The 19,789-nt window shown below is 60.1% G+C and carries 18 protein-coding genes; 5 read left to right on the top strand and 13 right to left on the bottom strand.

All coding sequences use genetic code 11. The features are described from left to right. Positions 1–13: 13 nt before the first annotated feature. Genes FZF01_RS01225 through lptM form a run of 6 tightly spaced genes read right to left on the bottom strand, consistent with a single transcriptional unit; the run spans position 14 to position 4,603 of the window. Positions 14–712 carry an HAD family hydrolase gene (locus FZF01_RS01225; RefSeq protein WP_150276279.1) on the bottom strand — a complete coding sequence of 233 codons (699 nt, stop codon included), beginning with the start codon at positions 710–712 and terminating at the stop codon, positions 14–16. Then, the gene (gene xerC / locus FZF01_RS01220) at positions 709–1,605 is read right to left on the bottom strand and encodes a tyrosine recombinase XerC (RefSeq protein WP_150276705.1); all 897 of its coding nucleotides are present in this window, start codon (positions 1,603–1,605) and stop codon (positions 709–711) included. The genes FZF01_RS01225 and xerC overlap by 4 nt, the downstream gene beginning before the upstream one ends. Positions 1,606–1,622: 17 nt before the next feature. After that, complete coding sequence (locus FZF01_RS01215; RefSeq protein WP_150276278.1) at positions 1,623–2,327, bottom strand: DUF484 family protein; 705 nt, start codon at positions 2,325–2,327, stop codon at positions 1,623–1,625. Beyond that, positions 2,324–3,154 (bottom strand): diaminopimelate epimerase, encoded by an 831-nt coding sequence (gene dapF, locus FZF01_RS01210; RefSeq protein WP_150276277.1) that lies wholly within the window; start codon positions 3,152–3,154, stop codon positions 2,324–2,326. The genes FZF01_RS01215 and dapF overlap by 4 nt, the downstream gene beginning before the upstream one ends. 1 nt (position 3,155) lies before the next feature. Continuing rightward, entirely contained in the window at positions 3,156–4,409 is a 1,254-nt protein-coding gene (gene lysA, locus FZF01_RS01205) for a diaminopimelate decarboxylase (RefSeq protein ID WP_150276276.1), read from the bottom strand. Positions 4,410–4,456: 47 nt separating this feature from the next. After that, a complete protein-coding gene (gene lptM / locus FZF01_RS01200) occupies positions 4,457–4,603 on the bottom strand; it encodes an LPS translocon maturation chaperone LptM (protein ID WP_150276275.1) in 147 nt (48 codons plus the stop codon). 102 nt (positions 4,604–4,705) lie between these two features. On the opposite strand from lptM, the gene cyaY reads away from it, so the two are divergent. Continuing rightward, entirely contained in the window at positions 4,706–5,044 is a 339-nt protein-coding gene (gene cyaY / locus FZF01_RS01195) for an iron donor protein CyaY (RefSeq protein WP_150276274.1), read from the top strand. After that, positions 5,045–5,242 carry a DUF1289 domain-containing protein gene (locus tag FZF01_RS01190; RefSeq protein WP_150276273.1) on the top strand — a complete coding sequence of 66 codons (198 nt, stop codon included), beginning with the start codon at positions 5,045–5,047 and terminating at the stop codon, positions 5,240–5,242. It begins immediately after the preceding gene. Here the strand turns inward: FZF01_RS01190 and FZF01_RS01185 are convergent, their stop codons facing one another. Together FZF01_RS01185 and FZF01_RS01180 are read right to left on the bottom strand one after the other, a co-directional pair. Further along, a complete protein-coding gene (locus FZF01_RS01185; protein WP_150276272.1) occupies positions 5,243–8,086 on the bottom strand; it encodes a class I adenylate cyclase in 2,844 nt (947 codons plus the stop codon). Positions 8,087–8,102: 16 nt separating this feature from the next. Further along, entirely contained in the window at positions 8,103–8,339 is a 237-nt protein-coding gene (locus FZF01_RS01180) for a TIGR02647 family protein (RefSeq protein WP_150276271.1), read from the bottom strand. A 215-nt stretch (positions 8,340–8,554) separates the two neighbouring features. On the opposite strand from FZF01_RS01180, the gene FZF01_RS01175 reads away from it, so the two are divergent. Continuing rightward, a complete protein-coding gene (locus FZF01_RS01175) occupies positions 8,555–9,214 on the top strand; it encodes a glutathione S-transferase family protein (protein ID WP_150276270.1) in 660 nt (219 codons plus the stop codon). A 45-nt stretch (positions 9,215–9,259) separates the two neighbouring features. Here the strand turns inward: FZF01_RS01175 and FZF01_RS01170 are convergent, their stop codons facing one another. The 5 genes from FZF01_RS01170 to FZF01_RS01150 all read right to left on the bottom strand — a co-directional run bounded on the left by FZF01_RS01170 (position 9,260) and on the right by FZF01_RS01150 (position 17,215). Beyond that, positions 9,260–11,164: a beta-ketoacyl synthase gene (locus FZF01_RS01170; RefSeq protein WP_150276269.1), complete on the bottom strand. Its 1,905-nt coding sequence runs from the start codon at positions 11,162–11,164 to the stop codon at positions 9,260–9,262. Between the two features lie 189 nt (positions 11,165–11,353). Further along, positions 11,354–11,719, bottom strand: a complete 366-nt coding sequence (locus FZF01_RS01165) for a cupin domain-containing protein (protein WP_150276268.1) — start codon at positions 11,717–11,719, stop codon at positions 11,354–11,356. A 14-nt stretch (positions 11,720–11,733) separates the two neighbouring features. After that, positions 11,734–13,230, bottom strand: a complete 1,497-nt coding sequence (locus FZF01_RS01160; protein ID WP_150276267.1) for a CoA-acylating methylmalonate-semialdehyde dehydrogenase — start codon at positions 13,228–13,230, stop codon at positions 11,734–11,736. A 189-nt stretch (positions 13,231–13,419) separates the two neighbouring features. Continuing rightward, on the bottom strand, positions 13,420–14,748 hold the full coding sequence (locus tag FZF01_RS01155) for an aspartate aminotransferase family protein (RefSeq protein ID WP_150276704.1): 1,329 nt from the start codon (positions 14,746–14,748) through the stop codon (positions 13,420–13,422). Positions 14,749–15,127: 379 nt separating this feature from the next. Beyond that, positions 15,128–17,215, bottom strand: coding sequence for a TonB-dependent receptor family protein (locus FZF01_RS01150; RefSeq protein ID WP_150276266.1), 2,088 nt, complete (start codon positions 17,213–17,215; stop codon positions 15,128–15,130). 352 nt (positions 17,216–17,567) lie between these two features. Between FZF01_RS01150 and FZF01_RS01145 the strand changes: the two genes are divergently transcribed. Together FZF01_RS01145 and gabD are read left to right on the top strand one after the other, a co-directional pair. Then, on the top strand, positions 17,568–18,035 hold the full coding sequence (locus FZF01_RS01145; RefSeq protein WP_188434330.1) for a MarR family winged helix-turn-helix transcriptional regulator: 468 nt from the start codon (positions 17,568–17,570) through the stop codon (positions 18,033–18,035). A 270-nt stretch (positions 18,036–18,305) separates the two neighbouring features. Next, entirely contained in the window at positions 18,306–19,766 is a 1,461-nt protein-coding gene (gabD, locus tag FZF01_RS01140; RefSeq protein ID WP_150276264.1) for an NADP-dependent succinate-semialdehyde dehydrogenase, read from the top strand. Positions 19,767–19,789: the final 23 nt, after the last annotated feature.

The raw sequence follows: 19,789 nt of genomic DNA, 5'->3' as shown, positions 1-19,789 counted from the left end.
TGGGCAGCGACCGTCAGGGTTTATAGTTGGCCAACCAGGCAGGTATCTCGCTCAGGCATTGCACCTCGCCACTGGGCCGAGGCTGATCCGGCCAGTCCAGCATCAGGCGGTTGAACCACAGGGTGTGCAACCCCACTCCCTGTGCGCCCTGAATATCATCCACCGGATGATCGCCGATGTGTAGCGTGTTCTGGGGCTCGGCACCGGCCCGCTCCAGCGCATGCAAAAAAGGTGCGGGATCGGGCTTGCTCAAGCCGACTTCGTCGGCTGACACAATGACACTGAAGTAACGCTCCAGCCCCAAGCGGCGCACATCGGCATTGCCGTTGGAAATCGTTGCCAGTTGGTATTTACGGCTCAACTCGTCCAGCAACGCCTCCGCGTGCGGATAAAACTCCAGCGCGTGACGCGCCTCCAGAAACACCTCGAAGCCTCGCTCGGTCAACGCCTTCGCCTGCTCTTCGCCATAGCCCGCGCGCCGCAGCCCCAGTTCCATCACTGCCAGGCGAAACGCGGTTACCCGATGGCGCAGGTCTGGATCGGCTGCCAGCACGTCGTGACGCAGGGCCTTGCGTGCCTCGCTGTCGAGTTCCTGGGTGAACCGGGGAGCGTGCACGTCAAACCAGCGCAGCAGGGTTTCTTCGGCGGCCAGGACTACCGGCATGGTTTCCCACAGGGTGTTATCAAGATCGAAAGTCAGTAGTTGAATCATGTGTCGCTCGTCTTGCGCCTGGCGCGTGGATGGGCCTTGTCATACACCTCGGCCAGGTGCTGGAAATCCAGGTGGGTATAGATTTGCGTCGTGCCGATGTCCGCATGGCCAAGCAACTCCTGCACGGCTCGCAGGTCGCCCGAGGACTCCAGCACATGGCTGGCAAAGGAGTGACGCAGCATATGTGGATGCAGATTCTGTCCGATATTGGCCACACCCCAGCGGCGCACTCGCAACTGGATAGCGCGGGGTGTCAGGCGTCGGCCCCGTTGGCCGATGAACAGGGCCTGCTCGGTTGTGCTGCTCAACGTACGTACCTTGAGCCAGCGTTGCAGCGCTTCACGCGCCATACGCCCCACAGGTACCAGTCGCGTCTTGCTACCCTTGCCCAGAACCCGAACTTCGCCCTGCGCCAGATCGAGTTCGTGCATATCCAGCCCGGCCAGCTCCGAGAGGCGCAGTCCGGAGGAGTAGAACAGTTCGAGCATCGCGTGATCGCGTACCAGAAGCCAGTCGTCGTCGCTGTTGTCATCCAGTAGCTGGGCGGTGAGGTCCGCATCCAGAGCCCGTGGCAGCTTGCGCGCAGAGCGTGGCGCGCGTATGTCCAGCGCCGGGTTGTGCTTGCACAGCCGCTCGCGGATCAGATACTGGTAAAAGGTGCGCACGGCGCTGAGTAGACGCTGCAGGCTGCGTCCTGACAATCCGGCCTGGTGTCTCTGCGCAACGAACAGCCGCAGCCGTGCGCTGTCCATATCCGGCCAGCGCGTGCACTGCTGGGTATCGAGGAAATGACGCAGGCCTTCCAGATCATGTCGGTACGCTTCCAGGGTGCGCGGCGATAGCTGCCGCTCGCGCTGAAGGTGACCTAGAAAGGCCTCCAGTTCGGATTGCAGCGCGGCAGGATGCACCCTTACGACCTGACTTCGTCGGCAACCGGCCGTTGACGCAGTAGCACTCGAGCGAGGGCATCGGCGATATAGCCCAGAAACAGCGTGCCGGTGGCGTTGCGGTAATGGTTGATGTCCCGGCTACCGAGTGCCAGTACACCGTGCAGGCCCTGGTGCTGGATGGGCGCGATCGCGGTAGAGGCTACGTGGCTGGCCTGCTCACCGAACAGAAACGCCAATTCGTTGGGGCGCAACACGCCACTCAGGGTTTTGCCGCTATCGAGCAGATGGCCAATGGCATCACGGGCTTGCGCGTGGCTCACGGTACGGGCATTGGGGAAGCGCTGTGCTTCGCTGAACAGAATCAGGCTGACAAAGGGCACCTGAAAATCATCACGCAGGCTGTCCTCGATACTCGCAATCACCTGTTCCAGACTTTGCGCCTCCAGCAAGTCGAGGATCAGCCGGCGGCTCTTCTCGAAGAGGCGGTCATTCTCCCGGGCGACGTCCATCAACTGGCCGAGGCGGTGGCGCACGTCGATATTGCGTTCGCGCAGCAGTTTGACCTGGCGCTCGACCAGCGACACAGCCTGGCCGGACTGGTGGGGAATAATCAGATCCGGTAGCAATTCGTCGTATTCGGCAAAGAACGCCGGATGGTGACGTAGATACTCGGCGACCGTATGGGCGTCCAGCTGTTGCGTCGGGTGTGCAGGCTTGTCGGTCATAGGCGTATCTGTCCTTCGAAAACACGGGTGGCGGGGCCAGTCATCATCACCGGCTCACCGGGTCCGGCCCACTCGATCTGCAGTGTGCCGCCGGGCAGCTCGATGCTTACCGGAGATGTCAGGTGGCCCTGGCGGATCCCGGCGACTGCAGCAGCGCAGGCGCCAGTGCCGCAGGCACGGGTTTCGCCAACGCCTCTTTCGAATACTCGCAGGCGAGCACTATGACGGTCGATCAGTTGCATGAAACCCGCATTGACCCCGTTCGGAAAACGACTGTGGCGCTCGATAAGAGGCCCCAGGCGGTTCACCGGGTAAACGTTCAGGTCATCGACCAGCGTCACGCAGTGGGGGTTGCCCATGGATACCGCGGCTACCTGCAGGATCTGATCAGCAACGGCCAGCTCGTAGGAGATGGCTTCGCTTTGCGCCTGAAAGGGAATCTCTGCAGGCACAAACCGTGGCGGGCCCATGTTCACGGTTATCTGTCCGTCGTCTTGCACAATCAGTGCAATCGGCCCGCCAGCGGTCTCGACCCGGATATCGGTCTTGGCTGTCAGTCGCTTGTCCAGTACGAAGCGGGCAAAGCAGCGTGCGCCGTTACCGCACTGCTCCACTTCACTACCGTCGGCGTTGTAGATGCGGTAGCGGAAATCCATGTCCGGATCTCCCGGCGGCTCTACCACCAACAACTGGTCGAAACCGATACCGGTGTAGCGGTCACTCCATTGACGGATAAGCCGCGGGTTGAGCTGGGCATGCTGGGTGACCAGGTCAATGACCATGAAGTCGTTACCCAACCCGTGCATCTTGGTGAATCGCAGCAGCATCTCAGGCCTCGGGTAACAGGGATTCCCCAGCGAAGAGCTCGCTGAGGGTTTCACGGCGGCGGATCTGATGACACTGCCCGCCGTCAACCATGACCTCGGCGGCGCGCGGACGGGTATTGTAGTTCGAGCTCATCACAAAGCCGTAGGCCCCGGCCGAGCGTACGGCCAGCAGATCGCCCTCAGCCAGCGCCAGCTCACGGTCCTTGCCGAGAAAATCTCCGGTTTCGCAGACCGGACCGACTATGTCCCATTGCTGCGCCGCTACATCGCTACGTGGACGCACGGCATCGATACCCATCCAGGCGCTGTACAGCGCCGGGCGGATCAGGTCATTCATTGCCGCGTCGATAATCGCGAAGTTCTTGTGCTCGGTGGGCTTGAGCAGATTGACCCGGGTCAGCAGCACGCCGGCATTGGCGACGATGGAGCGGCCCGGTTCGAACAGCAACGTCAGATCACGGTCGCCCAGATGCGCCTTTACCTTGGCCAGATACTCGGCAGGCGTGGGCGGTGTTTCATCGCGATAGGTCACACCAAGTCCGCCGCCGAGGTCCAGATGCTGAATCTGTATGCCTTCTGCAGCCAGTTGATCGACCAGGGCAAGCAGGCGATCAAGGGCATCAACCAACGGCGTGTCGTCGGTCAGCTGGGACCCGATATGGCAGTCGATTCCCCGTACATCAATGTTCGGCAGCGCGGCTGCACGCCGGTAGACTTCGGGTGCGCGGGCAATATCGATACCGAACTTGTTTTCCTTCAGCCCGGTCGAGATGTACGGATGAGTCATCGCGTCTACATCGGGATTGACCCGCAGTGATACCGGTGCCTGTACACCCAGTTCTGCAGCAACGAGTTGCAGGCGCTCGAGTTCGGCGGTGGATTCCACATTGAAGCAGTGGATGCCTACTTCGAGGGCGCGGCGCATTTCTTCGGCGGTTTTGCCCAGGCCGGAAAAAACAATGCGTGAGGGCTCCCCGCCTGCCGCGAGTACGCGCTCCAGCTCGCCACCCGAGACAATGTCGAAACCTGCACCCAGGCGCGCGAGAATATTCAGCACGGCCAGATTGGAGTTGGCCTTGATGGCAAAGCAGACCAGGTGCGGTGTTCCTGCCAGAGCCTGGTCCCAGGCCAGCCAGGCCTGTTCTATTGCCTGGCGCGAGTAGACGAAACAGGGTGTGCCATGGCGTGTGGCAATATCGGACAATGGCAGGTCTTCGGCGTGCAGTTCGCCATTGCGGTAATCAAAAACGGTCATGTTATAAGCTTCGTTTGCGGGTCTACGGGAGGCGGAGGATGACTTTTTCAGCGCTCGGAAGGCTGCTGGATCATGGCTTCCTCGGATTCGTTGCGCGGCTCGTCGATTTTCTCGGCGGGCATATACAACGGGCCCTTCTGGCCACAGCCAGCAAGAACGAAGAGTGCAAACAGCACTGCAATGGAATACTTCATAATGAAATCCTTATTGAAAAACAGCCAATATACGGCAGTATACCCAGCCGCCCGGTCTGACGCATCCGAACCGGCGCTGGATGACCGGAGAAGAGAACAGGCATGCATGAATTGAGCGAAGAAGATTTCAACCGGCAGGTCGACCTGCTGCAGGACAGAATCGAATATGCGCTGGACGCGAGCGACCTGGATCTGGATATGGAGGTGATTGACGGATCACTGGTGCTGATCCTCGCCGAAGGTCCGCGCCTGGTGGTCGGCCGTCAGCCGGCTTCGCGGGAGATCTGGCTTACGGCGCCGGATGCGACCCGGCATTTTGGTTATTTTCCCGGCGAGGGCTGGCTCCACGACAGTGATGATGAGCCGCTGGAGCTGGTGCTGAGCCAGGTGCTCAATGACCTGACCGGTGAAGAGCTGGAACTGGATCTGGAGGAGGAATAGGTGCCAGTTGCCGGTCGTCAGCCATCCCCCTGTGTGCGCAAGTGTTGCCTCGATGGCGATCAATGCCTGGGTTGCGGGCGGCTGATGGCGGAAATCCTCGAGTGGGCAGCTGCCACCGATGAGCGTCAGTTGCAGATCATCACCGACGCAAAGAAACGTTTTGCCAGCCGCGCCGCCCGGCTTGGTTCGCCCCAGTAATCAGCTGCGCGCAATACCCATCGCCGCATTCAGCGCATCTTCGAGTCGTTGCCGATAACGCAGGTAATGGACAGTTTGCATGTTGCCGGCAGGATCGACTGCAGATAGGTCCAGGTCGGTTATATAGCATGGGTAGTCTTCCGTTCCGGCACGTTGATTGAGAATGTGCCGCGCTGCCGCGCTAAACAGGTCAGCGCCGTGATCGAGTTCGGAAAACTCCTTTTGCCCGCAAAAAATGCTTACCTTCAGGCTCTGGTCATCTCCGGGCTCGGCAATCGCCTGTACTGCGTAGTAATCGGTTTCAATACCCTGACCGGGGACCCGCTGGGCCTCGAGCCGTAACGGCAGACCCTCGGCGGCAGGGCGGATTGCATAGAGTGACAGGGGTTCTTCACGCAGGCTCAACTCGAGACTCTGGTTGATCTGTCTGCGCAGACGGATGCTATGCAGAAAGCGCAGCAATGGCAGCAGTAGGGTCTGCTCGTCACGGCACGCCTGCCGGATGCGCCACAGGGCGCCAAGCTCGTCGAGTACGCTTATCTCGGCCTGGCGATCCGGTAGAAGGCGATAGAACACCTGGATCTCGCCGCCTCGGGCCTGTTGGAGCATCAGGGCGGTATCGTGCCCCTGCAGTGCGAAGCGATCCAGTGCCAGGGCGCTATAGCTGGTCCGGCCACTGCCCAGATAGCGCATCAGTCGCTCGCGATCAGGCAGGCGGGTAATGTCGATCAGGCCCTCCTTGCGTTCGAGCACCTGGAAGCTGTTTTGTACCTGCAGCAGAAAACGCGATGGGGGCTCTGCTAGCAGTTGCCGGGTGGCGTCCTGAAACAGCTGTTCTACGCGTTCGGCAATCGCGCTGGAGCGGTTGCGGCAAAAACAGACTACCTGCAGATCCGGCCGGTGCTGATGTTCGTGTGCCTTGTTCAAATAATCGCACAGGGCCTGGATACAGGCCTGCTCACCCTCGAAGCGGCCGACCTGCAGCTCGTTCCAGCTATTGAGCGTGACCTGGTCGATACTCAGAATCAGATTGTCGCGCAGCCCCGAGTAACCCAGGGCGTCGGTATGGCTGCTGATCAGATGCACGTTCTTCTGGCTGGTGACCGGCAGCGGGTCGAGCCCCACATTCACCAGCAGTAGAGCCTGGCACGGTTGGCTGGGGCGTGATAACGCGGTTTCGGTCAGAACCGGCAGAGGCTGCGGGAAATGTTGGCGCAGACTCGCCAGCAGGTTACTCAGCTCGAACTCGCTCAGCGCGCTGTCACCAGGATGTACCGCGATGCGCGTGGCCGCATCGACCAGACCGTTGCGGTGTGCCCAGGCGAGCAACTCAACCAGATGTCGGGTGTACTTGAGCGGGGCGTGATCAGTCAGTTCTGGCTGACTCAGGGTGCCTCGGTACAGATGCCAGCTGCTCTGCTCCGGCTCCCCGCTGGTGCGTTGCGCCAGGGTCAGCAAGGGTTCACTGAGGTCGGGGGCGATACCCGGGTTGATGACTTCGATCTTGCCCGCCTTGCGTTCGAAAGCGGCGTATAGCCTGCGGCCGAGCAGGGAAAGGTCACGACTGTTGACCTGGTTTATCACGCCATTGCTGCGTCCGAACTGGGACAGAAAGCGATAGCTGTGAGTCAGCTCACTGACCAGTTGCTGGCGTTCGCGCGTCACTTCGCCCACACGCCATACCTGACGATTGTCCATCTGCTGCAGCTGCCGTGTGTCCCAGTGCCATTCGCGCACCAGCTTTTCCATCAGGCTGCGCTTCCAGCCCAAAGTGCCGGTGCGTCGGCTCAGGCGGACGTCGGCCTTGATATACAGACACCGGCGTACCAGTTCGAGGCGTTCGGTTTCCTGCCGCTTGAGCAGATAGCGTTCGATTCGTCGGTAAAGCATGACATAGGGATCCAGTTCATCCAGATCCAGATGGTTGGCATAGACGGCATGCTTGAAATCCAGGCTCAAACAGCGCACCTCGGGGTGTTCGCTTGCGTAAACCTCGGTCAGCAGCAGCTTCAACACGGATTTGTAAGGTGATTCGATGCCCTTGAACAGTTGCCAGAGGCCGGCTCCGACGTACTCACCAGCCGGAATTCGTGCCATATGTCCCAGATCCAGGCTTTCCTGTGCGCGGATAAAGCGTTTTTCGATCAATTGGCGGGTGAAATCGGCGTAGTGCTTTTCTTCATAGTCTGGCACCAGCCACCATAGTGGATAGCGACCCCCCAGCAGGATGGCGGTGCGATAGAACTCATCCAGCAAGAGGTAGTGCTGGGTGCTGCCGCAGTCCTCGACACTCAGGGCGTTGTCACGGTCACCCAGACTGAAGGTCGCTGGGTTGACCAGATGAAAGTGCGCTTCGCAGCTCTGGGTGGCGGCCCAGTCAGTGATCAGTTGGCATTTCGCTGCCAGCTCGGCGATGGCTCCGGCTGCCAGGTGCGGCGCGTGGCAGACCCAGATATCCAGGTCGCTCTGGTCGGACTGAGCGATGGTTCCGCCGCTACCCATCAGATACAGCGACTGGATGTCACCGGTGAATCCGGCCGGATGCCGGCGATAGCTGAAGCTGCGGGTCAATGCCTGGGCGACTTGCAGTACATTGGAATCAGGAACGTAGCTGGCAAGGCCGTGGGGAGTGGAACGCGAAACATAACCCGGTAAAAGTGGATGATTGACGTCGAACAGCAGGGGAATGACTTGCAGAACGTTGTACTGGCGCGCCGGTAACGCCTGCAGCACACGTTGCAGGCGGCTTCGGTTGATACCCGTGAAGCGGTTACGCAGGGTGGTCAGGGCCTTGCGGTCAATGCCCTCGGCTATCTGCGGCTGAATTTCTCCACTCAGGGCCATGATTTTCGGTCTGTTATCAATCGGCGCGCAGGATGGTAAGCAATGCCTGGCTGTGCTCTGCTGCATCCAGACCCAGACTGGTCAGGTAGCCGCCATCGGGCTGAGTGGTAAGTCCCCGGGCATGCAGCCGTTCGGCAGCAGCGACTACCTCTTGTGTAGCCTCATGCCGATGGATTTTCAGGCCCTCGAGGGAGCTGGCCAGGTTGAATTGGTTAAGCAGGTTGATTTCGGTGATTTCGTCGGGTTTCAGCATTGGGCGCTACCTCTTCTATGGATTCGGTTTCTCGATGTTCAGTATTCAGTCTAGCCCCAAAAGGCTGTGAAAAGCATAGGCAATATTCGTTGTTGTAGGTCATTGCATCGCCACTGCGTGCGCATTCACCCAGCTTATGCCACTGGATATTTTGTCCCCCCGGCGCTACAACAGTGGCACAGAAAAATAACACCCACTCTGCAGGAGACTATTTCATGCTCAAACTTCACGGATTTGCCGTCAGCAACTATTTCAACATGGTCAAGCTGGCGCTGTTGGAGAAAGGCGTCGATTTTGAAGTGAACGTGGTGCACCCCAGCCAGGATGAAGCGTTTCTGGCGATCAGCCCGCGCGGCAAGGTGCCGGCCCTGGAAACCGAGCACGGCCTGGTCAGCGAAACCAATGTGATCCTCGAATACATTGAAGAGACCCAGGGCGGCAAGCCGCTGCTGCCGAAGGATGCCTTCGAGCGCGCAACAGTGCGGGCGCTGACCAAGGAAATCGAATTGTATATAGAGCTGCCCGCCCGTAGCTGCTACGCGGAAGTGTTTTTTGGTGGCAAGGTCGATCAGCAGGTGAAGGACAAAGCCAAGACCGATCTTCTGGCGGGTGTTGCAGCGCTCAAGCGCCACGCCAAGTTTGCTCCCTACGTGGCAGGCAGCGAGATGACCATTGCCGACCTGATGTTCATCTACAGCATCGACCTGGCCAGCGCTGTGGCAAAGAAGTTGTTTGACCTGGATCTGTTGGCTGATCTGCCGGAAGCCCGGGCGCTGCAGGCCAAGCTGGCCGAGAACCCGAATGTGCAGAAAATCGAGGCAGACAAGAACGCCGAGATGGCAGCATTTATCGCCGCCGCCCGCGCGAAACGCTGATGGTACTGCTCATCCCCGGCAGGTCCGGGGATGAGATCCCCCCTGTCAGAGCATGTCCTTGAAGCGGTCATCGGTGCGAAATACCAGTGGCTGACTGAAGCCGGGAATGCGTATCTGCGCATCACTCAGCTCTATCTGGCTGTCGTCAATCATGTTCTGGCCAAAGTTATAGATGACGTCCAGCTGCCCCTTGAGTGCTTTCCCGTCGTAGGCGCTGGCCGCTGCACGCGTGTCTTCACGGCGTTTGCAGTAGTCGGTAAATGCGGCATCGCCGTAACGCTTTTTCAGCATCCGCTCGACCACGCTGGGCGCCAGCACCACACAGCTGGCGTTGTTGCCGCCGAAGCCCTTGGAATTGATAAAGCAGACCTCCAGCGGATCGGTGGTGCGTTTGATATCGCTGGTGCTGATGCGCAAATGCTCGCGGTGTACATCGTCGGCCACCGCATCGATGGTCTTGATGCCCGGAATAATCTGGTATTTGAAGCTGCCCAGCGCGGAAGCCATCTGGTCGGCGCTGGCACTGGCCAACGAATGCCCAACATAAGCCTTCACAGCGGTGAGCGGCAGGTCACCGATATCGAACGCACCAGCTACCCGGTCCAGCAGCTCGGACTCGGTCACCCGGTTCGCCGGCGTGCTGGAGCCGTGGGCGTGGACGAAGCTGCGCTTGCGCACCCCTTCTTCACCGACGATCTGCATCGCACTGAAAATCGCTTTGGACATGGTCAGATAGTTGCCAGGCCCGGGTGCAGAAATGGACTTCTTGAAGCCATCAGCATTGATGAACACATCGGGCACCGCGCCATGGATGTCTGCGCCCAACTGCATGGCCAACTCATCATCCATCAGCAGGAAGAACTGCGCCGACTCGGCCAGAGTAAAGCCGCAGTTATGACTGAAGGGACGGCTGGCCCGGCGGAAGTCGACGTCGGGTTTGCCTTCGATATTGCGCAGCCCGTCTTCGGTCGCCAGGGCGCCCATCGCGCCATAGCCCTCAATGCACTCCTGGGTAACCGGCGCCTCGCCATTACCTACCAGCACCACGCGGGCGCGGCCGCTGGTAATCATTTCGGTGCCTTTCTGCAGGTTGTACAAAAAGCTCGCACAGGCGCCGGTAATTGCGCCGGTGGTGCCTACGCTGCCCAGGATGTAGGCGTTGATAAAGTCCGCCGGCATGCTGTTGAGCCCCAGTGCCAGCTGCTTGGCGCTGACCCGGTTGCCCTTCAGCCGCGACTGCATGAGCCCACCGAAGCTGTTCTCGTCGAGCTGGCTCATTGCGCTACTGGCAAAGACTGCAATTTCATCGGGTTGTACGCTGTCGACGATGGTCTGCCAGGGCAGGCCGCTGGAGCGCAGGGCATCGGTTGCGGCCACAATGGTCATCTGTAGCCCGCGCGGGTGAAAGCGTGAAGCGTAGTGCTCGGAGGGCTCGAAGCCGCAGGGCAGTTGACCGGCAGACTTCACTGGCAGCGAGCGATAGCTGTCCACCTTGATGTCACAGCCGTCATAGACGGTCACCATCACCTCGGTGTCATTCAACGGCTCAATGACCCAGTCGGTAGGTAGCGGCTCGGGCAGCTGCTTGGCCAGGGTGATGAAGGAAAAGGGTTTGCCGGCTTCACCGGTAATGGTCAGGTTCTTCTGCCAGTGGGCGGCATCCACATCCAGATGGCGTTTTTCAATCCGCCGCACGAGCGTGCCCTGCAGAATCTGCTCGCCAAAGCGGGCCTCGATATCAGCGGGCGTAAGTGGCTGGTCGTCGGCATCCAGATACTGGTCGTTCTCGACCCGCACCAGTTTCATCAAAACCGCCAGACCGGCAAGGGTCTCCTGACGCTCGTCGACGGGCAGGGATTCGATCACCGTGCGGCGAAACCCATGGTGGAAGGAACTGCGACCGGCGGCGTTGTAGCCACCAAAACCGACTATGACCGGCAAACGCGACATCTGGCATGACTCCTGACAGGTACCAGGCGCCCGTGCCCACCAGCGGTGGGCAGCTCTGGCAGCTTCTTGCCAACCAGGGCGCTGGAGTGTTCTTCGAATGCATATGCTGACGAGAACTGTAACCGCTGGGTCACGTTTAGACCAAGCCGATTTCCTGTGCCAGGGGGCTGGACTTCTGTTTGACGCGCCTCAGCTGGTTAAAGGTTCGAAGATCACATAGACCTTGCGGGTGCGCTCGATCACTTCCCAGCTGCCGACAAAGCCGGCAGGGATCACGAAACGGTCGCCAGCCACCAGGTCGCGGCTGCCACCCTGGTCATCGTGCAGAATCGAGACGCCTTCCAGTATCTCGCAGTACTCGTGTTCACTGTAGCTCACGTCCCAGCGCCCTGGAACGCACTCCCAGGTGCCGGTGGAAAACTGCCCGCAAGGGCTGCTGTAGTGATTGCACACGGACTGCGCCGGATCACCATCGCGGACCTTCTCGGGGTCGGGCCGATAGTGCTCGGCCTCGGTGGGTGCGGTCGCAAAATCGACAATGCTCTCGATAGACATGGTTATCTCTCCACCTACTTCATGGTCGGAATGCTGAATTCAGCATCGGCGCGGATGCCCGTGGGCCAGCGGGAGGTGATTGCCTTGCGCTTGGTATAAAAACGCACTCCGTCCGGGCCGTGCATGTGCAGTGGGCCGAACAGCGAGCGCTTCCAGCCGCCGAAGCTGTGAAAGGCCATGGGAACCGGGATCGGCACGTTCACGCCGACCATGCCCACCTGGATCTCGTTGCAGAACTGCCGGGCAGCATCGCCATCACGGGTGAAGATCGCCGTGCCATTGCCGTACTCATGCGCGTTGATCAGTTTCACCCCAGTGGCGTAATCCGGTACGCGCACAATGCACAGCACGGGCCCGAAAATTTCCTCGCGGTAGATGGTCATCTCGGCGGTGACCTTGTCGAACAGGCAGCCACCCATGAAATAACCGCCTTCCAGGCCGGGGACGCTGACATCGCGGCCATCGACTACCAGCTCGGCGCCTTCGCTTACGCCTTGATCGATATAGCCACGAACCTTGTCCCGGTGCTGAGCGGAGACCAGCGGACCCATCTCCATGCCGGCGCTCAGGCCGTTACCGATTTTCAGTGCCTTGACCTTGGGTGCCAGCGCGGCAGCCAGTTGATCAGCTACTTCATCGCCCACCGCTACCGCCACGGAAATCGCCATGCAACGCTCACCGGCACTGCCATAGGCCGCACCCATCAGCGCATTCACAGTTTGATCCAGGTCGGCGTCGGGCATGACCAACATATGATTTTTCGCGCCGCCCAGGGCCTGCACGCGCTTGCCATGTTCGCACCCGGTGGCATAGATATATTCGGCGATGGGGGTCGAGCCGACAAAGCTGACAGCCTGTACGTCCGGATGGGTGAGCAGTACGTCGACCGCTTCCTTGTCACCGTTAACCACGTTCATCACACCATCAGGCAAGCCTGCTTCGGTGAGCAGTTCGGCCAGGCGCATGGGTACGCTGGGATCTTTTTCCGATGGTTTCATGATGAAGGTGTTGCCGCAGGCGATGGCGATCGGGAACATCCACATAGGTACCATCGCCGGGAAGTTGAACGGGGCAATACCTGCGCACACGCCCAGAGGCTGGTTGACTGACCAGGCATCGACGCCACCGCCGACCTGCTCGGTATGCTCGCCCTTGAGCAAGTGCGGAATGCCGCAAGCAAACTCGACCACTTCCAGGCCACGGGTCAGTTCGCCTTTGGCGTCGTCAAATACCTTGCCGTGTTCACGGGTGATCAGCTCGGCCAGCTCATCAGCGTGGGCTTCGACCAGCGCCTTGTACTTGAACAGCACCCGCGCCCGGTTCAGTGGCGTGGTGGCTGCCCAGGCCGGCTGCGCCGCCTTGGCGACCGCGATGGCCTTTTCGACTTCGCTGACGCTGGCCAGAGACACGTTACCGCGCTGCTCGCCGGTAGCGGGTTCGAACAGGGGCTGGGTGCGCTCGCTGGCGGCGGTGCGCTTGCCATTGATAAAGTGAGTCAGTTGCAGGGTCATTGGGTCACCAGTGCTGTAAAAGTATGTAGGTCGTATTGGTTCGAAACTATGTGCTGCGGCGTGCTGGACCAGCCATGGCGGACACGCAGCAAGTACGTCCCTGTAGCTCGACGGTGGCATCCCTGCCACCGACGGTCCGCCACAGCTGATCCAGCACGCCTCGTGGTTCTCCGAGTTTGCGTCCGCCCTTTATGGCGTTCGCCGAATGACATCGCCCAGGGTATTGATGATCTGGTCGATATGACTCTTCTCGACAATCAGCGGGGGTGCCATGGCGATAATGTCGCCGCTGTTGCGCACCATCAAGCCATTCCAGAAGCAGCCCTCGAATACATCGTAGCCGCGTTTGCCGGGCGCGCCGTCACGGCTGGCCAGGTGTACAGCGCCCACCATGCCGGTGTTGCGAATATCGATCACGTTGGGCAAGCCTTGCAGGCTGTGCAAGCCTTCCTGCCAGTAGATTTCCAGATCCCGGATACGGGTCAGCAAACCATCGCGGGCATAGATATCCAGCGTTGCCAACGCGGCGGCAGCAGCCACCGGGTGACCGGAATAGGTATAGCCGTGGAACAGCTCGATGATGCCGTCGGGGCCATGCATGAACGCATCCTGAATCTGGTCGCTGGCGAAGACAGCGCCCATCGGGATAGCGCCGTTGGTCAGGCCCTTGGCCGTGGTCATGATGTCCGGGGTGACTTCCCAGCGCTGTGAAGCGAAGGGCGAGCCGACGCGGCCGAAGCCGGTGATCACCTCGTCGAATATCAGCAGGATGCCGTGCTTCTCGGTGATCTCGCGCAGACGCTTGAGGTAACCCTGGGGCGGCAAAATGACCCCGGCAGAGCCGGACATGGGTTCGACGATAACGGCTGCGATGTTCTCGGCGCCATGCAGGTTGACCAGGCGCTCCAGATGGTCCGCATATTCGACGCCGTGTTTCGGCAGGCCACGGGTAAAGGCGTTGCGCTCCAGATCCAGGGTATGCGGCAGGTGGTCAACACCGGGGAGTTGTACACCAAAGGCCTTGCGGTTATTGACCATGCCGCCGACGGAAATGCCGCCGAAGCCGACACCGTGATAGCCCAGTTCGCGGCCGATCAGCCGGGTGCGGGTGCCTTCACCACGGGCGCGGTGGTAAGCAAGGGCGATTTTCAGCGCGGTATCGACCGACTCGGAACCGGAGTTGGTGAAGAAGACGCGATTCAGGCCTTCTGGTGCAATTTCAACCAGGCGCTCGGCCAGTTGGAAAGGCAGCGGATGGCCCATCTGGAAGGTTGGAGCAAAGTCCATCTTGGCGATCTGCTTGCTGACTGCTTCGGCGATCTCCTTGCGACCGTGGCCGGCGTTGCAGCACCAGAGGCCGGAGGTGCCGTCGATGACCTGGCGACCTTCCACATCGGTGTAGTACATGCCTTCGGCGCTCTCAAGCAGGCGCGGACGATCCTTGAACTGGCGGTTGGCAGTAAAGGGCATCCAGAATTCATCAAGACTGAGGTCCTGCTGACTGGCGGGGGCGTGCATGCTGTTCATGGGGGTCGTCCTGGCGTTGCTTGAGCGGTGTACTGGGTAGAATGTATTTCGATCTTATGTCAAAAATAACAAACGAAAAACCCCGATAACCGCAATAATCTGAAATTTTGTCAAATATATTGAATTATGCCTCCACCGACGCCGGCGCGGGCGCACCCTTTGGCAGGGATGGAACCCGGCCCTCCCGGGCGTGCACCCTGGGAGTGTCGAGCTCCATCTCGACAGAGGGGGGTAAGCCGATACACGGCTGGCCGGGATGGAACCCAGCCCTCCCGGGCGTGCACCCTGGGAGTGTCGAGTTCCATCTCGACAGAGGGGGGTAAGCCAATACACCGCTGGCCGGGGTGGTACCCGGCCCTTCCGGCAGCCCCTAGCGCCACTGATACTGCAAGCCCAGACCGACCAGCCATTGGCGATCGGGTGCCGGTTCGTAGTAGCGGCCGCCGGGTCCGTTGACGATCAGCGAGCCGATATATTCCTTGTCACCGATATTGTCGACGCGCACGAACGGATCGACCGTCCAGTTGCCGACCTCGTGGCTATAACCGGCACGCCAGTTGAATACGGCGTAGCCCGAGGCGCGGGCCTGATTGTCGTCAGTGGCGAAGCGCTCACTCAAGGATTGGGCTTCGAGGGCGGTGGTAAAGCCGGTCCCCGGAGGCTGCCAACTCAGCTCGGCAAACAGGCTGTGGCGGGGCACGCCGGGCAGGTCCTTGCCGGATAGATCGTCGCCATCGCTCGTCGTGTAACTGTCGAAACGGGCATCGAGGAGGGTGTAGGCCAGATAAGCTTCAATGCCGTGATCAAAGCCCTGCTCAAGCGAGAGTTCAAGGCCCCTGCGGGTCGACTGGCCGGCGTTGACGAAGGTGCTGCGACCCGTCACCGCCTGGTTGGGCCCGGTGACGATCTCGTCTTCCACGCGGCTGTGGAACAGGGCCAGATTCAGCCGGGTTCGCTCATGCCGGAGCTTCATGCCGATCTCGGCGTTGCGCGACTCGCTCGGTTCCAGGCCGAAGTTCAAACCGCTGCCCTGCTGCTGGTACGCCAATTCCTGAAAGGTGGGGGTTTCGAATCCCTGGCCCAAGGCCGCATACAGAGTTAGTGCCGGATTCCACTGATAGCTCAGACCCACTGCGGGGTTGGTCTTTTGATAGTCCACGCCGCCGCTGTCGTCCTGCCCGTCGACGAGATAATCATCTTCGGACTCGAACTCCACACGGCTATGACGCAAGCCGGCGGTCAGGGTCCAGCGTGGATCCAGTTGCCAGGTGCTGATCAGATAAGCGTCCTGGCTGTCGACCGTATTGAATTCGTCTCGCTGCTGGGCCCCTTTGTCGCCGAAGTCGTTGACGAACCCATTGCGCTGCTCGCCCTGGTAGTCATAGGTCAGACCCGCTGCCAGTTCGACCGGTAGGCCAAATAGCTGAGTCTCGCGCTGCCAGCCCAGTTCGCCACCGCCAAAGCGACGATCCAGTTCGATCACACCGCCACCGGAGAACTGGCCGCCACCAGGAAATGCCAGAAACTGCTCTACATAGCGCTCGCCGCCGTAAACCATGAGGGTGATCTTGTCATCGTTGGCCAGCCGGCGCTGGTAGTTCAACCCGGCCTGGTTATGGCGTACGGTCTTGCGCGTATCAAAGGTCTGGGTGCCGGCCACGGCCTGGCGTCGGTCCTCCCGCACCTGCGCCCGGGTCAACCCCAGCGGGTCTTCGGTTTCCGGCTGATCGAGACTGTTGATCAATAGCGTCAGGCTGGAGGCGTCGTCGATGTCCCAGCCCAGACGCAGATTGGCGATGTCCCGCCGGGTTTCGCTGTGGTCCCGATAGCCATCGGTTTCCAGGCGCGAGATGTTGGCAGCGACGTTCAGATCACCGTGCTGGCCACCGTAGCGCAGCCGTGAGCGGCGCAGGTTGTCGGGGCCGATGGCGGTGCGGTTTTCCAGGGTCGGATAGAAAGCACCTTCATCGGTGAAACCCTGGATGATCCCGCCGGAAGCATTGCCGTAGAGCGTGGTCAGTGGGCCACGTAGCACCTCGATGCGCTGCATGCCATCCAGGTCGAACAGGGAGGGCTGGCCCTGGCCGTCGGGCATGGTCAGGGGGATGCCGTCCTGCACCAGGCGTACCCCGCGCACACCGAACTGGGCGCGGGCGCCGAATCCGCGGGAGGAAATCTGCAGGTCCTGGGCGTAGTTCTGCCGGTTGACCGCGACTATGCCGGGTACGCGCTGCAGGGTCTCGGACAGATTGGCGCCCAGGCTCTGGGGGCTTATCTGCTCACCGCTGACGGTATCGCGGGCCAGGGGCACGCGGGTGTCCTGATCGGCTGCCTCGCTACCCAGGACCACCTGTGCTGGCAGGCTGAGAGGAGAGTCCTGCGCCAGAGTGAGTGTCGGGAAGAGGCAGGTCAGGGCTGTGGCGCATGCGCTCAGCGTAGTCGGAATTGTATTTTTCATAAGGCCGCTTTTATCGTGTTTTGTTGGTTCTGGCTATCGAATAAGACGCTGGCGGCAGTATAGGCCTGCGCCGCGGCCGGTTTGAACTCAGTGACCCGATGCGGTTGTCACAATATTGAGTCAAGGCTTTGCTCTGGTTGCAGGAGCGAATCTGCCTTGCGTACTATTTTGATCCAAAAGTAATTCTGCGGTACTCTAGCCCTGTTTCAAGCTATGAGCAGATCGTATTTAGCCTGTTAATGGTGTTCATAGCAGATTTCAGGGTCATGAAAAAACAGCATTATTCATTACTACTGTAATATTTAGACTTTATGGCAAAATGCACTCCTTCGAGTGCGGCCGGGAGCCAGACATGTACATGATGCACGACCTCTATCTTTCCCTGCGCCGCCTGCAGCGGGCCAGTGAGATACACGCCAAGCGCCTGGGCCGCCACAGCGGCCTCACGCCTATTCAGCTGCTGATCATGCACAGCATCAAGGCGATGGGCGAGGGAACTTTGGGCGATCTGGCGAAACGGGTCAGCGTTTCCCAGGCTACCCTAAGCACTATCATTGACCGCCTCGAAAGCCGAGAGTTGCTTCAGCGAATTCGCAGCAAGAGCGACAAGCGTAAGGTGCATCTGGCGTTGACCGCCAAGGGCGTGGATGCAATCCAGTCCGAGCCGGCTTTACTGCCAGTGGAGTTCCTGGATCGATTCGGCAAACTGGCAGATTGGGAGCAATTGATGCTGCTGGCCAGTTTGCAGCGCGTTGCTGGTTTGCTTGAAGCTGATCAGCATGGGCCGGCTGAGTTGTTCGATAGCGAGACGGCGGCCTGACAGACTCTCGATACTACGTCGGAGTGGTGCCGCTATTGCACCGGTAACGCTCTCTTCACTCTTGCCGCGGGCATGGACGCCCTGGTCTGAACCTGTCTCTCTTGACTCTTCTGTCTCGTAGGTAAAACACTCGTTACGACCCTCGCCAGCTTTTTTTCCAGGCCCTCTTGCCTGTTCTTCTCGCGCGACTTAGCATGTTTGAAATTTCAAACATCTATGTGGTAAATGCGTTACGCCTGACGTTGCGTTTTACCCCTGCGAGGAGCCTCCATGCAACTGCAATCCCCAGACCTGTTTCGCCAGCAAGCCCATATCGACGGTCGTTGGTGCGAGGCTGACAATGGTGCGCGCACCGAAATCTTCAACCCGGCCAATGCCGAGCGTCTGGGGAGCGTGCCAAACATGGGAGCGGCGGAAACTCGCAGGGCAATTGAAGCTGCGCGAGCAGCTCAGCCAGCCTGGCGCAAGCGCACCGCCAAGGAGCGTTCCGCGGTATTGCGCAAGTGGTTCGAGCTGATGATGACGCACCAGGAAGATCTGGCGCAGATCATGACCGCCGAACAGGGTAAGCCATTGGCCGAAGCACGCGGGGAGGTTGCCTACGCAGCCTCCTTTATCGAGTGGTTTGCCGAGGAAGCCAAGCGTGTCTACGGCGATACTATCCCCGGTCATCAAGCGGACAAGCGCATCATTGTGCAGAAAGAGCCGGTGGGCGTTACCGCGGCCATTACCCCCTGGAATTTCCCCGCTGCGATGATCACCCGCAAGGCGGCCCCCGCTCTTGCGGCTGGTTGCGCGATGGTTCTCAAGCCCGCGCCGCAGACGCCGTTCTCCGCATTGGCGCTGGTGGCTCTGGCCGAGCAGGCCGGTCTGCCCGCCGGACTCTTGAGTGTAGTGACCGCGGACGCCGAGCAGGCCATCGCCGTGGGTGGCGAGCTTTGCGCCAACCCGATTGTGCGCAAACTGTCGTTCACCGGCTCTACCGGAGTTGGTATCAAGTTGATGGAGCAATGCGCGCCTACGCTGAAGAAATTGTCTCTGGAGCTGGGCGGCAACGCGCCCTTTATCGTGTTTGATGATGCCGATCTGGATGCGGCAGTAGAGGGCGCGATGATTTCCAAGTACCGCAACGCCGGTCAGACCTGTGTCTGCGCCAACCGCATCTATGTGCAGGATGGCGTGTACGACGCCTTTGCCGAGAAGCTGGTTGCGGCAGTAAACAAATTGAAGGTAGGTAATGGCGCTGACGATGGCGTTACTACCGGCCCGCTTATCAATGCGGCGGCCGTAAACAAGGTGCAGCAGCACCTTGCAGACGCCACCGGCAAGGGCGCCCGCGTACTGGTTGGCGGGCAGCCACATGCCCTGGGCGGTTTTTTCTTCGAGCCCACGGTCCTTGCTGATATTGACAGCAGCATGTTGGTGGCGCGTGAGGAAACCTTTGGCCCCCTGGCGCCTTTGTTCCGCTTCAACGACGAGGCCGATGTGGTTCGCCAGGCCAACGACACCGAATTCGGTCTGGCCGCCTATTTCTATGCGCGGGATCTGAGCCGTGCTTTCCGGGTAGCCGAGGCGCTGGAATACGGCATGGTGGGTATCAACACGGGGCTTATTTCCACCGAAGTAGCGCCATTCGGTGGCATGAAATCCTCCGGTCTGGGCCGCGAGGGTTCCAAATACGGCATCGAAGAATACGTGGAAATCAAATACCTGTGCCTGGGCGGAATCTGACCCGGGATTTCATCTGACTGTGT

This window comes from Halopseudomonas salina, from assembly GCF_008641105.1.
This window is presented reverse-complemented; position numbering and strand designations above follow the sequence as displayed.